This window comes from Streptomyces sp. Mut1, assembly GCF_030719295.1.
Taxonomy (GTDB): Bacteria; Actinomycetota; Actinomycetes; order Streptomycetales; family Streptomycetaceae; genus Streptomyces; species Streptomyces castrisilvae.
Genome location: NZ_CP120997.1, coordinates 2,048,905 through 2,066,074 on the forward strand (window position 1 = coordinate 2,048,905; position 17,170 = coordinate 2,066,074).

The window sequence follows — 17,170 nt, forward strand, 5'->3', positions numbered from 1 at the left end:
CGGAACGGGCCATCGTGGCACAAACGGACCCGCCGCTGTCACAACCGGCTCGACGCCAACGCGGTGATGCCCGCCGTCCAAGCCGTGGTGACGGACTCCGGGGTGGGGAAGCGGCCGTTCAGTTCCATCATGACCATGCCGTGGGCGAAGGCCCAGGCCGCGCGGGCCAGGTGGTCCTCGGGGGCCAGGGCGCGGAAGAGCGGGGCGGCGGCGCGGTCCTCCAGGGGGTGGGGGTGGGGGCGGGACGTGGTGAGACGGTAGAGGTGGGGGTGGGCCAAGGCGTGGGCGCGGTAGGCCGTGGCCAGGGCGGGGAAGGAGCCGGGGGCGGCCGTCTCCGCCGCCTCCAGGGCCTCGGCGGTCTCCGTCAGCATCGCGTCGGCCAGCGCGTCGACCACCGAGGACTTGTCCGGGAAGTGCTTGTAGAGGGACGGGGCCGTGATGCCCAGCAGCCCCGCGAGCCGGCGCATGGTCAGCGCCTCCGCGCCCTCCTGCTCCAGGAGCATGCGGGCGGCGGCCAGGATCTGGTGCTGGCGGGCACGGTCGGTCACGCCGGTCCTTCCGTCGTACGGGCGCGGGGCGCGGGGGCCGGACTCGCGATCGTACGAGACGCCGTCAGGCCGGTACGAACAGGGCCTTCGCCGTGCCCGGAGCGGCCTGGGCCAGCCGGACCCGCAGGCGCTCGCCCAGGGGCAGGGGCGCGGTGCCCTCGACGCGGGCGACGATCGCCGGGGCGTCGATGTGGACGGTGCCGGTGGCCGGTTCGTTCTCTTTCACGTCCACCACGTAACCGTCGAAGACCTCGCCCACCTTGTCCTTGAGCAGCGCCGCCTCGACCAGGTCCACCGACTCCCGCTCCACGGTGTTGGCCCGGCGCGTGCCCTCCGCCATCTCCTTGGGCAGCGCGGGCAGGGCGGCCAGGACCCATTCGGGCGGGTCCCGGTCCTCGCAGGCCGCGACGCACAGCTCGGAGGCGTAACGGTCCACGAGGCGGCGCAGCGGCGCCGTGCAGTGCGTGTACAGGTCCGCCACGGCCGCGTGCACGGCGGGCACCGGCAGGTCGCCGCCGTCGAAGACCGTGTAGCCCGCGCCGCGCAGCAGCGTCGTGCACTCCTGGAGGAACGCCGCGTGATCCGTGCGCCCCGGGTCGAGCGAGCGGACGAGCCGGGCGTACGGGACGTGGTGCGGCCAGTCGATGTGCAGGGCGTCGGCGCTGCGCCGCAGCCGGGCCACCGCGCCGTCGGGCGCGACCGGCAGCGTACGCAGGATGCCGGTGCCGCTCTCCGCCATGAGGTGGGCCGCCGCCATGCCGGTGAGCAGGGAGACCTGGGCGTTCCAGCCGTCGGCGGGGAGCGGGGCGCGGTAGGCCAGGCCGTAGCGGCCGTCGTGCTCGGTGATCTCCTGCTCGGGCACATTGAGCGAGATGCCGCCCCTGGCCACCTCCTGCTCCTCGCGGAGCGTGCCGATGTCCCGGAGCAGGGCGAGCGGTTCCTCGGCTGTGCCCGCGTCGATCTGCCGTTGCACGCCCGCGTAGTCCAGCTTGGCGCGGCTGCGTACGAGGGCCCGGCGCACCCGGGTCGCGACCGCCGCGCCTTCCGGGTCGAGGTCGATCTCCCAGAGGACCGCGGGGCGGACCCGGCCGGGCAGCAGGCTCGCGGCGTCCTCGGACAGGACCTCCGGGTGGAGGGACACCCTGCCGTCCGGGAAGTACAGCGTCGTGCCCCGGCGGTGGGCCTCGGCGTCGAGCGCGCCGCCTGGGCGCACGAACGCGGCCACGTCCGCGATGGCGTAGTGCACGCGGTAGCCGTGGGCGCGGCGTTCCAGGTGCATTGCCTGGTCGAGGTCCGTGGACGTGGGCGGGTCGACGGTGAGGAAGGGAAGGTCCGTCGCGTCCGCGTGCCCGGCGAGCTCCGGGCTCCGCGCGGCGTCCGCCGCCTCGGCGAACACCTCGGGCGGGAAGTCGTCGGGGAGCGACAGCTCGGTGCGCAGGCCGCGCAGGGCCGCCCGCAGCGGGGTCTCGGCTGCGCCGGTCATGTGCAGATGACGGCGGGGCATGGTCCCGAGCGTAGGGCGGAGCGCGGAACGCGGCATTCCGAACGGAGGGCCTTGTGCCCGTGCGGTGGGCCCCTCCGCCCCGTACGAACTGCCTCGCCGTCCCCGTACGCTGACCTGGGGCGTCCGTGCGGTCCGCACACCGCCGCGCCTCTTCCCCGTACGTACGAAGGAGAACCGCCGTGCTCGTGCTGTTGCCGCCCTCCGAAGGAAAGGCCGCCTCGGGGCGCGGGGCGCCCCTGAAGCCCGAGTCCCTGTCGCTGCCCGGTCTCGCCGGGGCGCGGGCCGAGGTGCTGGACGCGCTCGTGGAGCTGTGCGTGGCCGACGAGGAGAAGGCGCGGGACGTGCTGGGGCTCAGCGAGGGGCTGCGGGGCGAGGTCGCGAAGAACGCGGAGCTGCGGACGGCGGGGACGCGTCCGGCCGGGGAGCTGTACACGGGTGTGCTGTACGACGCTCTCGGCCTTGACTCGCTCGACACGGCCGCCCGCCGCCTTGCGGGGAAGTCGCTGCTGGTGTTCTCCGGGCTGTGGGGCGCGGTACGGGTGGGCGACCGGATTCCGCCGTACCGCTGCTCGATGGGGGTGAAGCTGCCGGGTCTCGGCGCGCTCGGGGCGTTCTGGCGCGGGCCGATGGCGGAGGTGATGCCGGAGGCGGCGGGCGACGGGCTCGTGCTGGACCTGCGCTCGTCCGCGTACACGGCGGCTTGGAAGCCGAAGGGGGCGGTCGCGGAGCGCACGGCGAGCGTGCGGGTGCTGCACGCGCAGGTCGTGGACGGGGTGGAGAAGCGGTCCGTGGTCAGCCACTTCAACAAGGCCACCAAGGGGCGGATGGTGCGCGATCTGCTGCTCGCGGGGGCGCGGCCGACCGGGCCCGCCGAGCTGATGGGCGTACTGCGGGACCTCGGGTACGTCGTCGAGGGCGAGGCGCCCACGCGGGCGGGGCGGCCGTGGCAGCTCGATGTGGTCGTGACGGAGATCCACTGACCGTACGTTGCACCCTCCGCAACGCTCGTTGCGCACTGCGCCGCCGACCGGGCAGGATGGCCGCATGACCTCCTCCGTGCTGGACCTCGCCCCCGTCGTGCCCGTCGTCGTCCTGGAGGACGCGGCCGACGCGGTGCCGCTCGCCCGTGCCCTGGTCGCGGGCGGGCTTCCGGCGATCGAGGTCACCCTGCGCACCGCCGCCGCCCTGGACGCGATCCGCGCCATCGCCGCCGAGGTGCCGGACGCGGTGGTCGGGGCCGGCACGGTCATCTCGCCCGGCAACGTCTCCGACACCGTGGCGGCGGGGGCCCGGTTCCTGGTCAGCCCCGGCTGGACGGACGCGTTGCTGGACGCCATGCAGGGGTCCGGGCTGCCGTTCCTGCCGGGGGTCTCGACCACCTCCGAGGTGGTGGCCCTGCTGGAGCGCGGGGTCACCGGGATGAAGTTCTTCCCGGCCGAGGCGGCGGGCGGCACGGCCTATCTGAAGGCCCTCTCGGCCCCGCTCCCCCAGGCCCGCTTCTGCCCGACCGGCGGCATCTCGCTCGCCTCCGCGCCCTCGTATCTGGCGCTGCCCAACGTCGGCTGCGTGGGCGGCAGCTGGATGGTTCCCGGCGACGCGGTCGCGGCCCGGGACTGGGGGCGGGTGGAGCGGCTGGCCGCCGAGGCCGCCGCTCTGGGGGCCTGAGCGCGGCGGCGGGAGAACCCGCCGCACATCGGCACGCATGCTCCCCCGTATCCGGGGCACGACACCTTGTAGGGGACGTGACCCGCACGCGGGTGACCCGGGTTCCGGCAGGCCATCCCCCAGCCCGCCGGAACCGCCTCGGCCCCACCGGCCTCTTCTCCCCCCCTCGGCCGGTGGGGCCTTGTGCTGCCCGGAGGTACGTACGCGCTACCGCAGGTGGGACGTGTCGTTCAGCAGGCGTACGGAGGCGTTGCCGTCCGCGTAGTACGCCACGGCCGAGACGGACGCCGCCGACAGCTCCATCCGGAACAGCGACTCCGGGGGCGCGCCCAGGGCCAGCCGGACCAGGGTCTTGATGGGCGTGACGTGCGTGACGACGAGGACCGTGCGGCCGGCGCAGCGGGCGACGAGGCGGTCGCGGGCCTCCGCCACCCGGACGGCTACCTGGGCGAAGCTCTCACCGCCACCGGTCGGCGCGGCGTCCGGTGAATCCAGCCAGGCGTCCAGGTCGGCGGCGTACCGCTCCCTGACCTCGCCGAACGTGAGCCCTTCCCAGGCGCCGAAGTCCGTCTCCCGCAGCCCGTCCTCGACCCGGACCTCCAGGCCGAGCCGGGCCGCGACCGCGCCGGCCGTCTCGCGGCAGCGGCGCAGCGGTGAGCTGACGATCTCCTGCACGGTGCCGCGCGCGGCGAATGCGGCCGCCGCCCGCTCGGCCTGTTCGCGGCCGGCGGCGGAGAGCTCGGGGTCGGTGCCGCCGCTTCCGGAGAACCGCTTCTGCGGGGTGAGGGCCGTCTCGCCGTGCCGCAGCAGGACGAGGGTGGCGGGCGCGCCCAGGTCGGGCGCCGAGCCCCAGCCCACCTGCGGGGTGACGGGGTCGGAGGGCGGCGGGTTCGAGGACTGCGCGGTGGCGGCCACCGAGGAGCGCGGGGTGTCCAAGGCGGCCGTGGACGCCGAGGGCTCCCACCGGTCGCCGCGCCGGCCCGCGTCCATCGCCTCGTTGGCCAGGCGGTCGGCGTGCTTGTTCCGCTCGCGCGGGATCCACTCGTAGGTGAGGGCGAAGCCCGGCAGGACGCTCGCCGCCTCGGCCGCGAGGGGCTTCATGTCCGGGTGCTTGATCTTCCAGCGGCCGGACATCTGTTCCACGACCAGCTTGGAGTCCATCCGGACGTGGACCCGGGCCCCGGCCTCCCCCGGGCCGTCCGGCAGCAGCGCCTTCACGGCGCGGAGGCCGGCGATGAGGCCCTTGTACTCGGCGACGTTGTTCGTCGCGACCCCGATGTACTCGGCGGCCTCGGCCAGCGTCTCGCCGGTCTCCGGGTCGATGACGACCGCGCCGTAGCCGGCGGGGCCCGGGTTGCCCCGGGAGCCGCCGTCGGCCTCGACGACGAACTGGCGCGGCCGGCTCACTACAGGCCCGAGTCCGCGGTGCGGACCAGGATGCGGCGGCAGTTCTCGCAGCGCAGCACCGTGTCGGGGGACGCGGCCTTCACGTCGTTGATCTCGGTGATGTTGAGCTCCAGGCGGCAGCCCTCGCAGCGGCGCTGGTAGAGGCGTGCGGCGCCCACCCCGCCCTGCTGGGTGCGGAGCTTGTCGTAGAGCTTCAGCAGGTCGGCGGGGACCGAACCGGCGACGACCTCGCGCTCCTTGGTGACCGTGGCGGCCTCCGTGTCGAGCTCCTGGGTGGCGGCGTCGCGGCGGGCGGTGGCGTCGTCCACCTTGGCCTGCACGGCGGCGACGCGGTCGGTCAGCTCGGTGACGCGCTCCTGCGCGGACTCGCGGCGCTCCATGACTTCGAGGACGACGTCCTCCAGGTCGCCCTGGCGCTTGGCGAGCGAGGTGATCTCGCGCTGGAGGCTCTCCAGGTCCTTCGGCGAGGTGACCGCGCCGGAGTCCAGGCGCTGCTGGTCGCGGGCGGCGCGCTGGCGGACCTGGTCGACGTCCTGCTCCGCCTTGGTCTGCTCGCGGGCGGTGTCGCTCTCCTCGGTGGTCGAGGCGACGAGCAGGTCGCGGAGCTGGGCGAGGTCGGCCGTGAGCGACTCGATCTCGGCGTGCTCGGGCAGGGACTTGCGGCGGTGCGCGAGCTGGGAGAGGCGCTGGTCGAGCGCCTGGACGTCGAGAAGTCGGATCTGGTCGGCGGGCGCGGCGTTCAGTTGGGGGCTCCAGAAGAGTGGTGGGCGGTCCAGGGGTCGGTGACCTGCTTCGAGACATGGACCCGCAGGTCCCATCCGAGGCGGTCGGAAATCGCTTCGAGCTGTGCGGCGGCCTGCTCGCACCAGGGCCACTCGGTGGCCCAGTGCGCGGCGTCGACCAGGCCGAGCGGCGAGTGCTGGGTGGCCTCGGAGGCCGGGTGGTGGCGCAGGTCGGCGGTGAGGAAGGCGTCCACGCCCGCGGCGCGCACCGCGTCGAAGAGGCTGTCGCCCGATCCGCCGCTCACCGCGACGGTGCGCACGAGCGCCTCCGGGTCGCCGGCGAGGCGGATGCCCTGCGCGGTGGCGGGCAGCCGGGCGGCGGCACGGGCGGCGAACGCGCCCAGGGTCTCGGGGTGGTCGAGCACGCAGATCCGGCCGAGTCCGCGGCGGCCGGCCGGGTCCGTCGGGTCCGGGACGAGGGGGCGCTCGACGCGCAGGTCGAGGGCGGCGGCCAGGGCGTCGGAGACGCCGGGGTCGGCGGTGTCGGCGTTGGTGTGGGCGACGTGCAGCGCGATGCCCTGCTTGATGAGGGTGTGCACGACCCGGCCCTTGAAGGTGGTCGCCGCGACAGTCGTCGTACCGCGCAGATAGAGCGGGTGATGCGTCACGATCAGGTGCGCGCCCAGCTCCATCGCCTCGTCGGCGATCTCCTGGATGGGGTCGACGGCGAAGAGCACCCGGTGGATCTCGGCGTCCGGATCACCGCAGACGGTGCCGACCGCGTCCCAACCTTCGGCCCGCTCGGGCGGCCAGAGGGCGTCGAGCTCGGAGATGACATCAGACAGACGGGGCACGGGGGAAAGGCTACCTGCCCGGCGCGTCCCCGGGAGCCCCGGGAACGGACCGCCCGCCCGCGGCCCGAGCGCGGCCCCTCGCGAAGCACACCCGCCCTCGGTGTCACAGCCGAATCCGACCATCACCACCCTTATGTGTGAAGTGGGGGGTCTCGTGTTGTTCGGCTGGAAGTGCGAAAACTAGCTTCGGTTGCCGGAGGTGATGAGTCGATGACTGCCTGTGCCATCGAGGACGGGACCACACACGCGGAGGGATCCGCCGAAGGGAACGGCTCCGCCGAGGCGACCGGGACCGGTGAGCCGTCGGAGCCCGAGCCCGACCCGAGCGATCCCGGAGCGGGCGGGGCCGGAGCGGCCGCCGCCGCAGTGGGCGGGGCCGCAGTGGGCGGGGCCGCAGTGGGCGGGGCCGCCGACGCGGAGAGCGCCCCCGGGGATGGTGTGCCCGCGCGGACCGCGCCCGCCGAGGTCGGCCCCGCTCGGCCCGGCCGCGCCCAGGCCGGCCCTGCCGAAACGGTCCTGCCCGGCTTCACGCTCACCGCCGACGGCGCGTACGGCGCCCGGCTGACGGCCGCGCCCGGGACCGTGGAAGCGGGCGCGGGCGCCGACACCGCCTGGTTCGCGGAGCGCTGGACGCTCGACGGGCCCGAGCCGTACGCCGTCCCCCTGCCGACGAACCAGCCCGAGGAGGCGGATTCGCAGGTGCTGCCGCTCGCCGACGGGCGGGTGCTGATCCGGCGCCGGGTCGCGGAGCGGCATACCTTCTCGCTGCTCTACCCGACCGGCCCCGGCACCGGCGAACTGCTGCTGGGCGCCGTCGAGAGCGACTCGCTGACGCTGCTGCCGCCCTCGCCGGACGGTGCCTGCGTGTACGCCCTGTCGGTCGGCGAGTACTCCACCACGCTGTGGCGGGTGGCCGGCGGGGCGTCCGGGCCGGAGCACCTGGCGAATCTGCCGGGCCGCTGCTCCGGCGGGGTCTGGCTGGACCGGGCGGGACGGCTGCTGGCCCTGGACCGGGAACCGGCCGGCGGCGGTCCGGTGAAGGCGGTCGCCGTGGACCTGGGGCGGGGCGCGGAGATGACGCCGCTGCTCCAGATCGCGCCCGACAGCAACGACCGGCTGCTGCTCGCCGACCCCGACAGCGGACTGCTGCTGATCCGCTCGGACGCGCCGGGGCACGACCGGCTCGGCTGGGGGGTGCTCGGCAGCTGCCTGCCGGTGCGCTTTCCGGAGTGCCTGCGCCTGCCGGACTGCGCGGTGGAGCCGTTCGCCGTGCAGCCGGGCCAGATGCTGATGCCGGAGAGCTGCGCGGTGGCCCTGCGGATCGACGGGGCGGCGGGCAGCTGGGTCGGGGTGTGGCGCCCGTCGGGCCGCCGGCTGCACCAGCTCGCCGCGCCCGGGGGCTGGCTTGCGGGCAGCGGTGTCTGGTCCCGCGACGGCGTGCTCAGACTCCCCTACGCGGACGGGGCGACGGCCTGCGCGGTGGCCCTGCTGGAGATGCCGGAGGAGGTGGAGCCGGTGGAGGGTCCCGGCTGCGGTGAAAGCGGTACGCAACCTTCCGCGGCTGTGGCGCCTCCTCCTGTGTGTAGGCCGGTTCCGTTGGGGCAGGCGCCTCTCGTGGGGCGTACGGCTCCTGGCTAAGCTTGGGCCGGGCTCACGCAACCGTGCACTGCGGTCACCGACCGTGGCCTTTTCCCGGGATGGCGGGGGCGTGACGCTCCGGACGACACACACGTAAGCGATCACAACGGGGTGACTTCCCACATGTCTGAAGCCCGCACCGACACGACCCAGACACGCCCGCCGAGGGCGGACGCGCAGGGCGAAGCCGGCGGCTCCGGAAAGCACCGAGGGGGTGTGGCGACGGACGACACGGCTGCCCAGCCGGCCGGCCGTCACCGCCGTCCCGAGGACGAGGGCAGCGCGGCGGCCTGACCACCGCCCGCCAGGAGAACAACGGAGGGGAGAGGGGTGCCCCCGCGGCCGGCCACAGCGTTCCGGCCGCGGGGGCACCCCTCTGTTCAGCCTTCTGTTCAGCTCCTCTGTTCAGCCCCTCTGTTCAGCTGCTCTGTTCAGCCCTTCTGTTCAGCCGCGTTTGAGGGCCAGCACCTCGGCCGCCGCGAACGTCTCGTTCGGCGGGCGGTCCGCGTAGTACGGGGTCAGCGCCTCGTCCAGTTCCTCGAAGGAGAACGCGTCCTTGGCCGCGTCGAACTTCGCGGCCACCCGGGGGCGTTCCATGACCGCGACCATCCCGCCGTGCACCACGAGCAGCTGCCCGTTGACATGGGCGGCGGCCGGTGAGGCGAGGTAGCCGACGAGTGGGGAGACGTGTTCGGGGGCCAGGGCGTCGAGCCGGCCGTCCCCCGGCTCCTCGAAGCCCGCGAAGACGTCCTCGGTCATCCTGGTCCGGGCGCGCGGGCAGATCACGTTCGCGGTGACGCCGTACCGGCCCAGGGCGAGGGCGGTGGAGGTGGTCAGGCCGACGATGCCACCCTTGGCCGCCGCGTAGTTGGGCTGGCCGGCCGATCCGGCGAGGAACGCCTCCGACGAGGTGTTCACGACGCGGCCGTGGACCGGGCCGCCGACGGCCTTGGAGCGGGCGCGCCAGTGCGCGGCGGCGAAGTGCGTGGTGTTGTAGTGGCCCTTGAGATGGACCCGTATCACCGAGTCCCACTCGTCCTCGGTCATCGAGAAGATCATCCGGTCGCGCAGGATGCCCGCGTTGTTGACGAGAATGTCGAGCTGCCCGTACGTCTCGACGGCCAGCTCCACCAGGGCGCGGGCCTGCTCGTGGTCGGAGACGTCGCCGAGGTGGGCGGCGGCCCGGCCGCCCGCCGCCCTGATCTCCTCGGCGACCTCCTCGGCCGGGGCGGCCGACGCCGCGCCCGAGCCGTCGCGGCCCGGCTGCCCGTAGTCGTTGACGACGACGGCGGCGCCGAGCCGGGCGAGTTCCAGCGCCTCGGCGCGTCCGAGGCCGCGACCGGCGCCGGTGACGACCGCGGTCAGTCCGTCCAGGGGAAGTGACATCGGTTCTCGGGTCCTCTCGGGAGACAACGGGCGGCGGGGCGGGTTCAGAGCTCGACGCAGGTACGCAGCGACTCGCCGGTCCGCATCTGGTCGAGGGCGTCGTTGATGCCGTCGAGCCCCACTCGGTGGGTGATCATCGAGGCGAGGTCGATGCGGCCGGACCGCCAGAGCGCGATGGCCCGCTCGTAGGAGCGCAGCACGTCCCCTCCCCCGTACATGGAGGGCAGGATGCGCTTCTCGTCGAAGAACAGCTCGAACATGTTGACCTGGAAGTTGTCGTCCAGGGCGCCCGCGCCCACGATGCAGAGGGTGCCGCCGCGCCGGGTGTTCTCGTACGCGGTGCGGGCGGTGGCGGACTTGCCGACGACCTCGAAGACGTAGTCGAAGCCCTCACCCGCGGTGATCCGCTGCTTGGCGTCGGCGAACTCCTCGGGGGAGACGGCCTCGGTCGCGCCGAAGCGGAGCGCGGCCTCGCGCCGGGAGGCGACCGGGTCCACGGCGACGATCTGGGCGGCGCCCTGGACCCGGGCGCCCTGGACGGTGGAGATGCCGACGCCGCCGCAGCCGATCACGGCGACCGACGAACCGGCCTCCACCCGCGCGGTGTTGATGGCGGCGCCGAGGCCGGTGGTGACCCCGCAGCCGATCAGCGCGGCGATCTCGAACGGGACGTCGTCGGGGATCGGCACCGCGCAGCCGGCGCCGACGACGACCTCCTCGGTGAAGGTGCCGGTGCCCGCGAAGCCGAAGACGTCCCCGCCGGGGCGCTTGAAGTTGGGCGTGCCGGCGTTCATGAAGCCGGCCAGGCACAGGTGGGTCTGGCCGCGTTTGCAGGCCGGGCAGGAGCCGCAGGCGGGCAGCCAGCAGACCAGGACCCGGTCGCCCGCGCTCAGCCCGCTCACCCCGTCGCCCACGTCGATGACCTCGCCGGCGCCCTCGTGGCCGGGGATGAAGGGGGCGGGCTGGGGCAGCACCCCGCTCATCGCGGACACGTCGGAGTGGCACAGGCCGGTGGCCCGGATGCGGAGCCTGACCTTGCCGGGGCCGAAGCCCACCGCCTCGACGTCGTCGAGGACTTCGAGCTTGTCCTGGCCTATCTCGTGCAGTACGGCTGCGCGCATGGTGCGGCTCCCCTCGGTACACGGGCGGTTCATGGGCTCGGAAGTGCGCGGGTTCAGGAGTGCGCGGTTCAGAAGTGCGCGGTTCAGGAGTGCGTGACGGAGGTGTCGCCGAGGACCACGGCGTCGTTCCGCTCCGCGGCCGTCACCTCCACCCGTACCTCGTTCCCGGCGGTCGCGGTCCACATCCGGATACGGAGGGTCTCGCCGGGGAAGACCACTCCGGCGAACCGGGCGCGGTAGGAGCGGATGCGGCTCGCGTCACCGTCGAGCAGGGTGTCGGTGACGGCCTTGAGCGTGATGCCGTACGTGCACAGCCCGTGCAGGATCGGCCGGTCGAAGCCCGCAAGCGCGGCGAATCCGGGGTCTGCGTGCAGCGGGTTCCAGTCGCCGGACAGCCGGTACAGCAGGGCCTGGTCGGGGCGGACGGGCCGCTCGACCACCTGGTCGGGGGCGGTGGCCGGGCGGGGGGTGCGTCCGGACGGACCCCGCTCACCGCCGAAGCCGCCCTCGCCGCGTACGAAGATCTCGGAGTCGTTGGTCCACAGCGGGCCGTCGTCGTCCGCCGCCTCGGTCCGCAGCACCAGCACGGCCGCCTTGCCCTTGTCGTACACGGCGGCGACCTCGGAGGTCTGTACGGCGTCGCCCTTCACGGGGATCGGCCGGTGCACGCGTACGCTCTGCCCGCCGTGCAGGACGGCGGCGAGGTCCACGTCGATGCCGGGCGAGGCGAGCCCCGCCATGCCCGTACCGGCGCCGGCGACCGTGGCGAAGGAGGGCAGCACCTGGAGCCGGGACTCCAGCGTGTAGCGCAGTTCGCCGGGGTCGACGGCGGGGTCGGCGAGGCCGGGGCGGGTGCCCGCGCCGATGCCGAGGTGGTAGAGCTGGACGTCCTTGTGGTCCCAGCCGATCCGGCTGGTCCGGGGTTCGGCGGCGAGAGCTTTCTCGGCATCAATGGGCATGGGGAAGCTGCTCCTCGACTGCTCCTCGACGGTGGGAGACCTCGGCACGGCCGTCCGCACCGTCGGCCGCACCGAGGTCGTGCGGGGACCGGGCGGACCGCGCCTGTTCTAGAACGCGTTCTAGCCGGTTGCCCCCCTGTATAACGCAGCGCCCGGAAGTTGTGAAGACTGCTGACGTTCCGTCAGATCGCTTACGGGGCAACCGGTTCAGCATTCCGTCCGGTGGCGGCGGTGACATATGTCATCGCCGACTGCGTACATGTGCCTCTGCCACAGCACGCTCACCCTCCGTAATCTCGTAGACATGACGCAGACAAGGGATGACGAGGCAGCGGTGGTCTTCACCGGGGTGGTGAAGACCTTCGGGCGGGCCGGCCGGAGCGTACGGGCCGCCGACGGGATCGAACTGACGATGAGGCGCGGCGAGACCGTGGCCCTGCTCGGGCGCAACGGCGCGGGCAAGTCCACCGCCATCTCGCTGCTGCTCGGGCTGGACGAGCCGGACGCCGGGACCGTGCGGGTCCTGGGCCGCTCCCCCGAGCAGGCGGTGCGGGCGGGTCTGGTCGGCGCCATGCTCCAGGACGGGCGCCCGATCCCCCGGGTGACCGTGCGTGAGCTGGTCGCCTTCGTCGCCTCCACCTACCCGCACCCGCTGCCGGTCGCCGAGGCGCTGGTCCTGGCCGGGGTCACGGAGTACGCGGACCGGCGCATCGACAAGCTGTCCGGCGGCCAGATCCAGCGCGTCCGGTTCGCCGTCGCGCTGGCCGGCAATCCCGAGCTGATCGTGCTGGACGAGCCGACCGCCGCCCTCGACGTGGAGGGACGGCGCGACTTCTGGGACTCGATGCGGGCCTACGCCCGGCGCGGCAACACCGTGCTCTTCTCCACCCACTACCTGGAGGAGGCCGACGAGAACGCCGACCGGATCGTCGTCATCGACCGGGGCCGGATCGTCGCCGACGGCAGCGGCGAGACCATCAAGGGCTCGGCCGGCCGCAACCAGGTCTCCTTCGACCTCGCGGGCCGCTCCACCGAGGGCCTGGAACTGCTGCCCGGGGTCGCCACCGTCGAGGTGACCGGGGACCGCGCCCTGCTGCACACCGACGACTCGGACGCCACCGTCATGGAGCTGGCCCGGCTCGGCATGGTCCGCGGCCTCCAGGTCTCGGTGGCCACGCTGGAGACCGCCTTCCTCGCCCTCACCGCTCCCGGTGGCACCACGCTCAAGAACGAGAAGGAGACCGTCTGATGTTCCCCTACATCCTGCTCGAAATCCGCCGGACCCTGCGCGACGGCTCCTTCCTCGTCTTCGGCACGGGTATGCCGGTCCTGATGTACCTGATCTTCACCAACATCGGCTCCGGCGACGGCGCCGACGGCTGGCGCACCGCCTCCATGGTCGGCATGGCCGCGTACGGCGCGCTCGGCTCGGCCATGTCGATCGGTACGGGTGTCGCCTCCGACAAGTCGCTGGGCTGGCTCCAGCAGTTGCGGGTCACCCCGCTCTCCCCCACGCAGGCGGTGGTGGGCCGTGCCGTCAGCGGCTCGGTGACCGTACTGCCGGTGATCCTCACCGTGCTGCTGGCCGGCGCGCTGGTCAACGGAGTGCGGATGGCGGGCTGGCAGTGGGCCGTGCTGGTGCTGGTGCTGTGGGCCGGCGCGCTGCCCTTCACCCTCCTCGGCCTGGGCAACGGCTACCGCCTGACCCCGCAGGGCACGGGTGTCGTCAACGTCGCCTGCCTGATGGGCTTCGGGGTCGTCGGCGGGCTGTGGTTCCCGCTGGAGCTGCTGCCCGGGTGGCTGGGCTCGGTCGGCCGGTTCACCCCCGCCAACCGGTTCGCCGACCTGGGCTGGGCGACCACCGACGGACACGCGCCGGGCGCGACGACGCTGGGTGTACTCGCCGTGTGGCTGCTGCTGTTCGGCGTGTACGCCCGGATCTCGTACCGTCGGTCCGCCAGGACCGTGTGACGGGAGCGAACATGCCGCGCGACGCAACACCATCACGCAAGGAGCGGCGCCGGCTGCGCAGGGAGGGCCGCCGCCCCGGCCCTCCCGGCCCGTACGCTCTGATGCCCTGGCTGCTGATGGGGCTCGGCGCCTTCTCCAACCTCTTCCAGGGCGAGACCCCCAGCCCGTGGATCGGCGGCGCCGGCCTCCTCGCCTTCAACTCCCTGTACATCTCGGTGGTGTTCCGCGGCTTCGTCAAGAAGAAGCGGGAGAGCCCGGTGACGTACGTGCTGCTGGGCGCGCTGGCCGCGGTCACCTTCGCCCTGGCCATCGGCTACGGCGGCAGCTGGCTGCTGTTCTTCCCGCTGCTGTCGCTGGCCTGCGGTACGGTCCTGCGCAGCCGCCGGCTGGTGCTCGGGCTGCTCGGCCTCGCGATCACCGCGTGCTGGATCGCCATCTGGCGCGGGGACAGCGCGTCGACCCCGTGGACGCTGGGGTACGGGACGTTCATCTCCGGGGCGGTGACGGCGGCGATCCTCACCCTGTCGGAGACGGTGATGGAACTGCGCGACACCCGGCAGGAGCTGGCCCGCACCGCCGTCGAGCGGGAGCGGCTGCGGTTCTCCCGCGATCTGCACGACCTGCTGGGCCACACGCTCTCCGTCATCGTCGTGAAGTCGGAGGCCGCGCGCAGGCTCGCCCCGCGCGACATGGACGCGGCGCTGTCCCAGGTCGCCGACATCGAGTCCGTCGGGCGCCAGGCGCTCACCGAGATCCGCGAGGCGGTGACCGGCTACCGCGAGGGCAGCCTCGCCACCGAGCTGGACCGGGCCAGGTCCGCGCTGACCGCCGCCGGGATCGAACCGGTCGTCCGGCGCTCGGGACCCCCGCTCGCTCCGCAGACCGAGGCGCTGCTGGGCTGGGTGGTGCGGGAGGCCGTCACCAACGTCGTACGCCACTCCACCGCCGCCCGCTGTGTGTTCGAGCTCGGCGGCGGCGGGGAACGGGTCCGGCTGACCGTCACCGACGACGGCCGGGGCAGGCCCGACGGCCCCGCGCCGACCCCGGGCATCGGCGGCACCGGCCTGAAGGGGCTGACCGAGCGGCTCGCCGCGGCCGGCGGCTCCCTGGTGGCCGGCCCGGGACCGGACGGCGGCTTCGTGGTCACCGCCGAACTCCCGGTGGACGCGGGCGACGGGGCGGACGGCGACGCCGCGGAGCCGGATGTGAGGGGTGGCGCGGACAACTCGCCTACCCTGGGCCGGTGAACGAGATGCCACAGGAGCACCCGCCGGCCCCGTCCGTACGCGTACTGCTCGCCGAGGACCAGGGGATGATGCGCGGCGCGCTCGCCCTGCTGCTCGGTCTGGAGCCGGACATGGAAGTGGTCGCCCAGGTCGGCGCGGGCGACGAGATCGTGGCCGCCGCGCGGGCGTCGCGGCCCGATGTGGCGCTGCTCGACATCGAACTCCCGGGCCGCAGCGGGCTGGACGCGGCGGCCGATCTGCGCGAGGAGGTGCCGGACTGCCGGGTGCTGATCCTCACCACCTTCGGCAGGCCCGGCTATCTGCGCCGCGCGATGGAGGCCGGGGCGGCGGGTTTCCTGGTGAAGGACGGCCCGGTCGAGGACCTGGCCGAGGCGATCCGCCGGGTGCTGGCCGGGGAGACGGTGGTCGATCCGGCGCTGGCCGCGGCCGCGCTGAGTTCCGGGCCGAGCCCGCTGACCGCGCGCGAGCGTGACGCGCTGGTCGCGTCGGTGGACGGGGCGACCGTCGCCGACATCGCGGCCAAGCTGCATCTCTCCGAGTCGACGGTCCGCAACTACCTCTCGTCGGCGATCGGCAAGACCGGCACCCGCAACCGGATGGAAGCGGTCCGCGCGGCCCGGCAGCAGGGCTGGCTCTGACCGCCACCGCTTCGTCCGTACCGTCACCACCCAGGGGCCCGGCCACATCGATGACTTCCCGCACCACCGCGCTCCGGCGCGCCTTTCCGCTCTGGCCGATACCGGCGCTCTGGACCCTGGGCCTCGGGCTCTGGGGGCTCTCGCGGCAGGACAGCGTCTGGCGGGACGAGGCCGCCACCTGGCAGGTGGCCCTGCGGTCCGCCGCCGGCATACGGGGCCTGCTGAGCCATGTCGACGCGGTGCACGGGGTCTACTACCTGCTGATGCACGGGCTGTTCGACTGGTTCGGGGCGACGACCACGACCCTGCGGCTGCCGTCCGTGCTGGCCATGGCGGTGGCGGCGGCCTGTGTGACGGCGATCGGCGGGCGGCTGGCCGGGCCGTGGGCGGGTCTGGGCGGCGGGATGGTGCTCGGTCTCCTTCCCGCCGTGCAGTTCTACCTCCAGGAGGGCCGCCCGTACGCCCTGGTCGCGGCGGCGGCCGGGATCTCGACGCTGCTCCTGGTGGCCCTGCTCCAGGGGCGCGGCGGATGGGGGCGCTGGGCGGCGTACGCGGGCGCGGTCCTGGCCGGTGCGCTGCTGAACTGGTTCTCGCTGCTGATCCTGCCCGCGCATCTGGCGACGCTGGCGTGGAGCGGGGCCGGGCGCGGGGTGTGGGCGCGGTGGGCGGTGGCCTCGGCCGCCGCGGTGGCCGGTGCGCTGCCGCTGATCCTGTTCACGGCGGGCCAGGCCGAGCAGGTGTCCTGGATACCGCCGCTGACCTGGCACATGCTGATCGGCCCCGCCGTGCTGCTGGCGATCGGCGGGCTCGGCGCGCTGGCGGACCGGCCGGGGGCGGGGCGGCTCTCCCTGGCCTCGGTCGGGCTGCCCCTGCTGGCGGTCCCCCAGCTGGGCCTGGTCGCGCTCTCGCTGGTCAAGCCGCTGTTCCTGGACCGGTACGTGCTGTTCAGCCTGCTGGGCCTGGCGCTGCTGACGGGCGCCGGGCTCGCGGCGGCGGTGCGGGCGGCGGCGCCCCGGTTCCCCGCGGCGTCGAGGTGGCTGGTCCCGGTACTGCTGGCCGCGACGGTGGCGGCGCTCCTTCCGCAGTCCCTGGCCAAGCGGTCCCCGGAGAGCCGGGTGGACGATGTGCTGGCGACCACGGCGGACATACGGCGGCTGAAGGAGCCGGGGGCGGCGGTGGTGTTCCTGCCGAGCGCCCGGCGGGACACGATGCTGGTCTCCCCCGGCGCGTTCACCGGCCTGCGGGACATAGCGCTGGCCCGGGGCCCGCATGAGTCCGGGACGCTGAACGGGGTGGAGGCGGAGCCGGCCCGGATACGGGACGCGATGCTGGCGCAGCCGCGGATACTGCTGGTGACGGACACGCCGGAGGCGGCCCGGCCGGAAGCGGAACAGCGGGAGAAGGTGAAGGCCGCCGTGCTGAGGGACCACTTCACCGTGGTCGCGGACGCCCGGGTGCGCGGCCGGCGGGTGACGCTGTACGAGCGGAAGTGACGGGGCGGGCACGGCAG

The 17,170-nt window shown here is 74.0% G+C and carries 17 protein-coding genes; 9 read left to right on the top strand and 8 right to left on the bottom strand.

Annotation, left to right across the window (positions count from 1 at the left end):
• Positions 1-38: 38 nt before the first annotated feature.
• Entirely contained in the window at positions 39-548 is a 510-nt protein-coding gene (locus tag P8A18_RS08665; protein ID WP_306053239.1) for a TetR/AcrR family transcriptional regulator, read from the bottom strand.
• Between the two features lie 64 nt (positions 549-612).
• Positions 613-2,031, bottom strand: a complete 1,419-nt coding sequence (locus P8A18_RS08670; RefSeq protein WP_306060764.1) for an RNB domain-containing ribonuclease — start codon at positions 2,029-2,031, stop codon at positions 613-615.
• A 200-nt stretch (positions 2,032-2,231) separates the two neighbouring features.
• Between P8A18_RS08670 and yaaA the strand changes: the two genes are divergently transcribed.
• A complete protein-coding gene (gene yaaA / locus P8A18_RS08675; RefSeq protein ID WP_306053240.1) occupies positions 2,232-3,032 on the top strand; it encodes a peroxide stress protein YaaA in 801 nt (266 codons plus the stop codon).
• 64 nt (positions 3,033-3,096) lie between these two features.
• On the top strand, positions 3,097-3,717 hold the full coding sequence (gene eda / locus P8A18_RS08680) for a bifunctional 4-hydroxy-2-oxoglutarate aldolase/2-dehydro-3-deoxy-phosphogluconate aldolase (RefSeq protein WP_306053241.1): 621 nt from the start codon (positions 3,097-3,099) through the stop codon (positions 3,715-3,717).
• Between the two features lie 207 nt (positions 3,718-3,924).
• On the opposite strand, the gene P8A18_RS08685 is transcribed toward eda, so the two are convergent.
• Genes P8A18_RS08685 through P8A18_RS08695 form a run of 3 tightly spaced genes read right to left on the bottom strand, consistent with a single transcriptional unit; the run spans position 3,925 to position 6,700 of the window.
• The gene (locus tag P8A18_RS08685; protein ID WP_306053242.1) at positions 3,925-5,124 is read right to left on the bottom strand and encodes a bifunctional RNase H/acid phosphatase; all 1,200 of its coding nucleotides are present in this window, start codon (positions 5,122-5,124) and stop codon (positions 3,925-3,927) included.
• Positions 5,124-5,867: a zinc ribbon domain-containing protein gene (locus tag P8A18_RS08690; protein WP_306060766.1), complete on the bottom strand. Its 744-nt coding sequence runs from the start codon at positions 5,865-5,867 to the stop codon at positions 5,124-5,126. Before P8A18_RS08690 ends, P8A18_RS08685 begins: the two co-directional genes overlap by 1 nt.
• Positions 5,864-6,700 (bottom strand): Nif3-like dinuclear metal center hexameric protein, encoded by an 837-nt coding sequence (locus P8A18_RS08695; RefSeq protein ID WP_306053243.1) that lies wholly within the window; start codon positions 6,698-6,700, stop codon positions 5,864-5,866. Before P8A18_RS08695 ends, P8A18_RS08690 begins: the two co-directional genes overlap by 4 nt.
• A 210-nt stretch (positions 6,701-6,910) precedes the next feature.
• Here P8A18_RS08695 and P8A18_RS08700 point away from each other — a divergent pair, with 210 nt between their 5' ends.
• A complete protein-coding gene (locus P8A18_RS08700) occupies positions 6,911-8,338 on the top strand; it encodes a hypothetical protein (RefSeq protein WP_306053244.1) in 1,428 nt (475 codons plus the stop codon).
• Positions 8,339-8,461: 123 nt separating this feature from the next.
• Positions 8,462-8,632 (top strand): hypothetical protein, encoded by a 171-nt coding sequence (locus P8A18_RS08705; protein ID WP_306053246.1) that lies wholly within the window; start codon positions 8,462-8,464, stop codon positions 8,630-8,632.
• Positions 8,633-8,782: 150 nt separating this feature from the next.
• Here the strand turns inward: P8A18_RS08705 and P8A18_RS08710 are convergent, their stop codons facing one another.
• From P8A18_RS08710 to chsH3, 3 genes are all read right to left on the bottom strand, one after another.
• A complete protein-coding gene (locus P8A18_RS08710; RefSeq protein ID WP_306053247.1) occupies positions 8,783-9,724 on the bottom strand; it encodes a 3-oxoacyl-ACP reductase in 942 nt (313 codons plus the stop codon).
• 44 nt (positions 9,725-9,768) lie between these two features.
• Positions 9,769-10,845, bottom strand: coding sequence for a Zn-dependent alcohol dehydrogenase (locus P8A18_RS08715; RefSeq protein WP_306053249.1), 1,077 nt, complete (start codon positions 10,843-10,845; stop codon positions 9,769-9,771).
• Between the two features lie 83 nt (positions 10,846-10,928).
• Positions 10,929-11,804 (bottom strand): enoyl-CoA hydratase ChsH3, encoded by an 876-nt coding sequence (gene chsH3, locus P8A18_RS08720; RefSeq protein ID WP_306053250.1) that lies wholly within the window; start codon positions 11,802-11,804, stop codon positions 10,929-10,931.
• A gap of 304 nt (positions 11,805-12,108) precedes the next feature.
• On the opposite strand from chsH3, the gene P8A18_RS08725 reads away from it, so the two are divergent.
• From P8A18_RS08725 to P8A18_RS08745, 5 genes are read left to right on the top strand one after another with little or no spacing between them, the layout of a single operon-like run.
• Positions 12,109-13,053, top strand: coding sequence for an ABC transporter ATP-binding protein (locus P8A18_RS08725; RefSeq protein WP_306053252.1), 945 nt, complete (start codon positions 12,109-12,111; stop codon positions 13,051-13,053).
• On the top strand, positions 13,053-13,775 hold the full coding sequence (locus tag P8A18_RS08730) for an ABC transporter permease (protein ID WP_306053253.1): 723 nt from the start codon (positions 13,053-13,055) through the stop codon (positions 13,773-13,775). Before P8A18_RS08725 ends, P8A18_RS08730 begins: the two co-directional genes overlap by 1 nt.
• A gap of 11 nt (positions 13,776-13,786) precedes the next feature.
• Positions 13,787-15,022 carry a sensor histidine kinase gene (locus P8A18_RS08735; protein WP_306053254.1) on the top strand — a complete coding sequence of 412 codons (1,236 nt, stop codon included), beginning with the start codon at positions 13,787-13,789 and terminating at the stop codon, positions 15,020-15,022.
• Between the two features lie 5 nt (positions 15,023-15,027).
• A complete protein-coding gene (locus P8A18_RS08740; RefSeq protein WP_306060768.1) occupies positions 15,028-15,660 on the top strand; it encodes a response regulator transcription factor in 633 nt (210 codons plus the stop codon).
• A gap of 50 nt (positions 15,661-15,710) precedes the next feature.
• Entirely contained in the window at positions 15,711-17,153 is a 1,443-nt protein-coding gene (locus tag P8A18_RS08745) for a glycosyltransferase family protein (protein WP_306053256.1), read from the top strand.
• Positions 17,154-17,170 lie beyond the last annotated feature (17 nt).

Coding starts and splice junctions, on each gene's coding strand:
- chsH3 (WP_306053250.1), bottom strand. CDS start 11,804: ATGCCCATTGATGCCGAGAAAGCTCTCGCCGCCGAACCCCGGACCAGC.
- P8A18_RS08700 (WP_306053244.1), top strand. CDS start 6,911: ATGACTGCCTGTGCCATCGAGGACGGGACCACACACGCGGAGGGATCC.
- P8A18_RS08740 (WP_306060768.1), top strand. CDS start 15,028: ATGCCACAGGAGCACCCGCCGGCCCCGTCCGTACGCGTACTGCTCGCC.
- P8A18_RS08725 (WP_306053252.1), top strand. CDS start 12,109: ATGACGCAGACAAGGGATGACGAGGCAGCGGTGGTCTTCACCGGGGTG.
- P8A18_RS08745 (WP_306053256.1), top strand. CDS start 15,711: ATGACTTCCCGCACCACCGCGCTCCGGCGCGCCTTTCCGCTCTGGCCG.
- P8A18_RS08715 (WP_306053249.1), bottom strand. CDS start 10,845: ATGCGCGCAGCCGTACTGCACGAGATAGGCCAGGACAAGCTCGAAGTC.
- P8A18_RS08670 (WP_306060764.1), bottom strand. CDS start 2,031: ATGACCGGCGCAGCCGAGACCCCGCTGCGGGCGGCCCTGCGCGGCCTG.
- P8A18_RS08735 (WP_306053254.1), top strand. CDS start 13,787: ATGCCGCGCGACGCAACACCATCACGCAAGGAGCGGCGCCGGCTGCGC.
- eda (WP_306053241.1), top strand. CDS start 3,097: ATGACCTCCTCCGTGCTGGACCTCGCCCCCGTCGTGCCCGTCGTCGTC.
- P8A18_RS08730 (WP_306053253.1), top strand. CDS start 13,053: ATGTTCCCCTACATCCTGCTCGAAATCCGCCGGACCCTGCGCGACGGC.
- P8A18_RS08710 (WP_306053247.1), bottom strand. CDS start 9,724: ATGTCACTTCCCCTGGACGGACTGACCGCGGTCGTCACCGGCGCCGGT.
- P8A18_RS08705 (WP_306053246.1), top strand. CDS start 8,462: ATGTCTGAAGCCCGCACCGACACGACCCAGACACGCCCGCCGAGGGCG.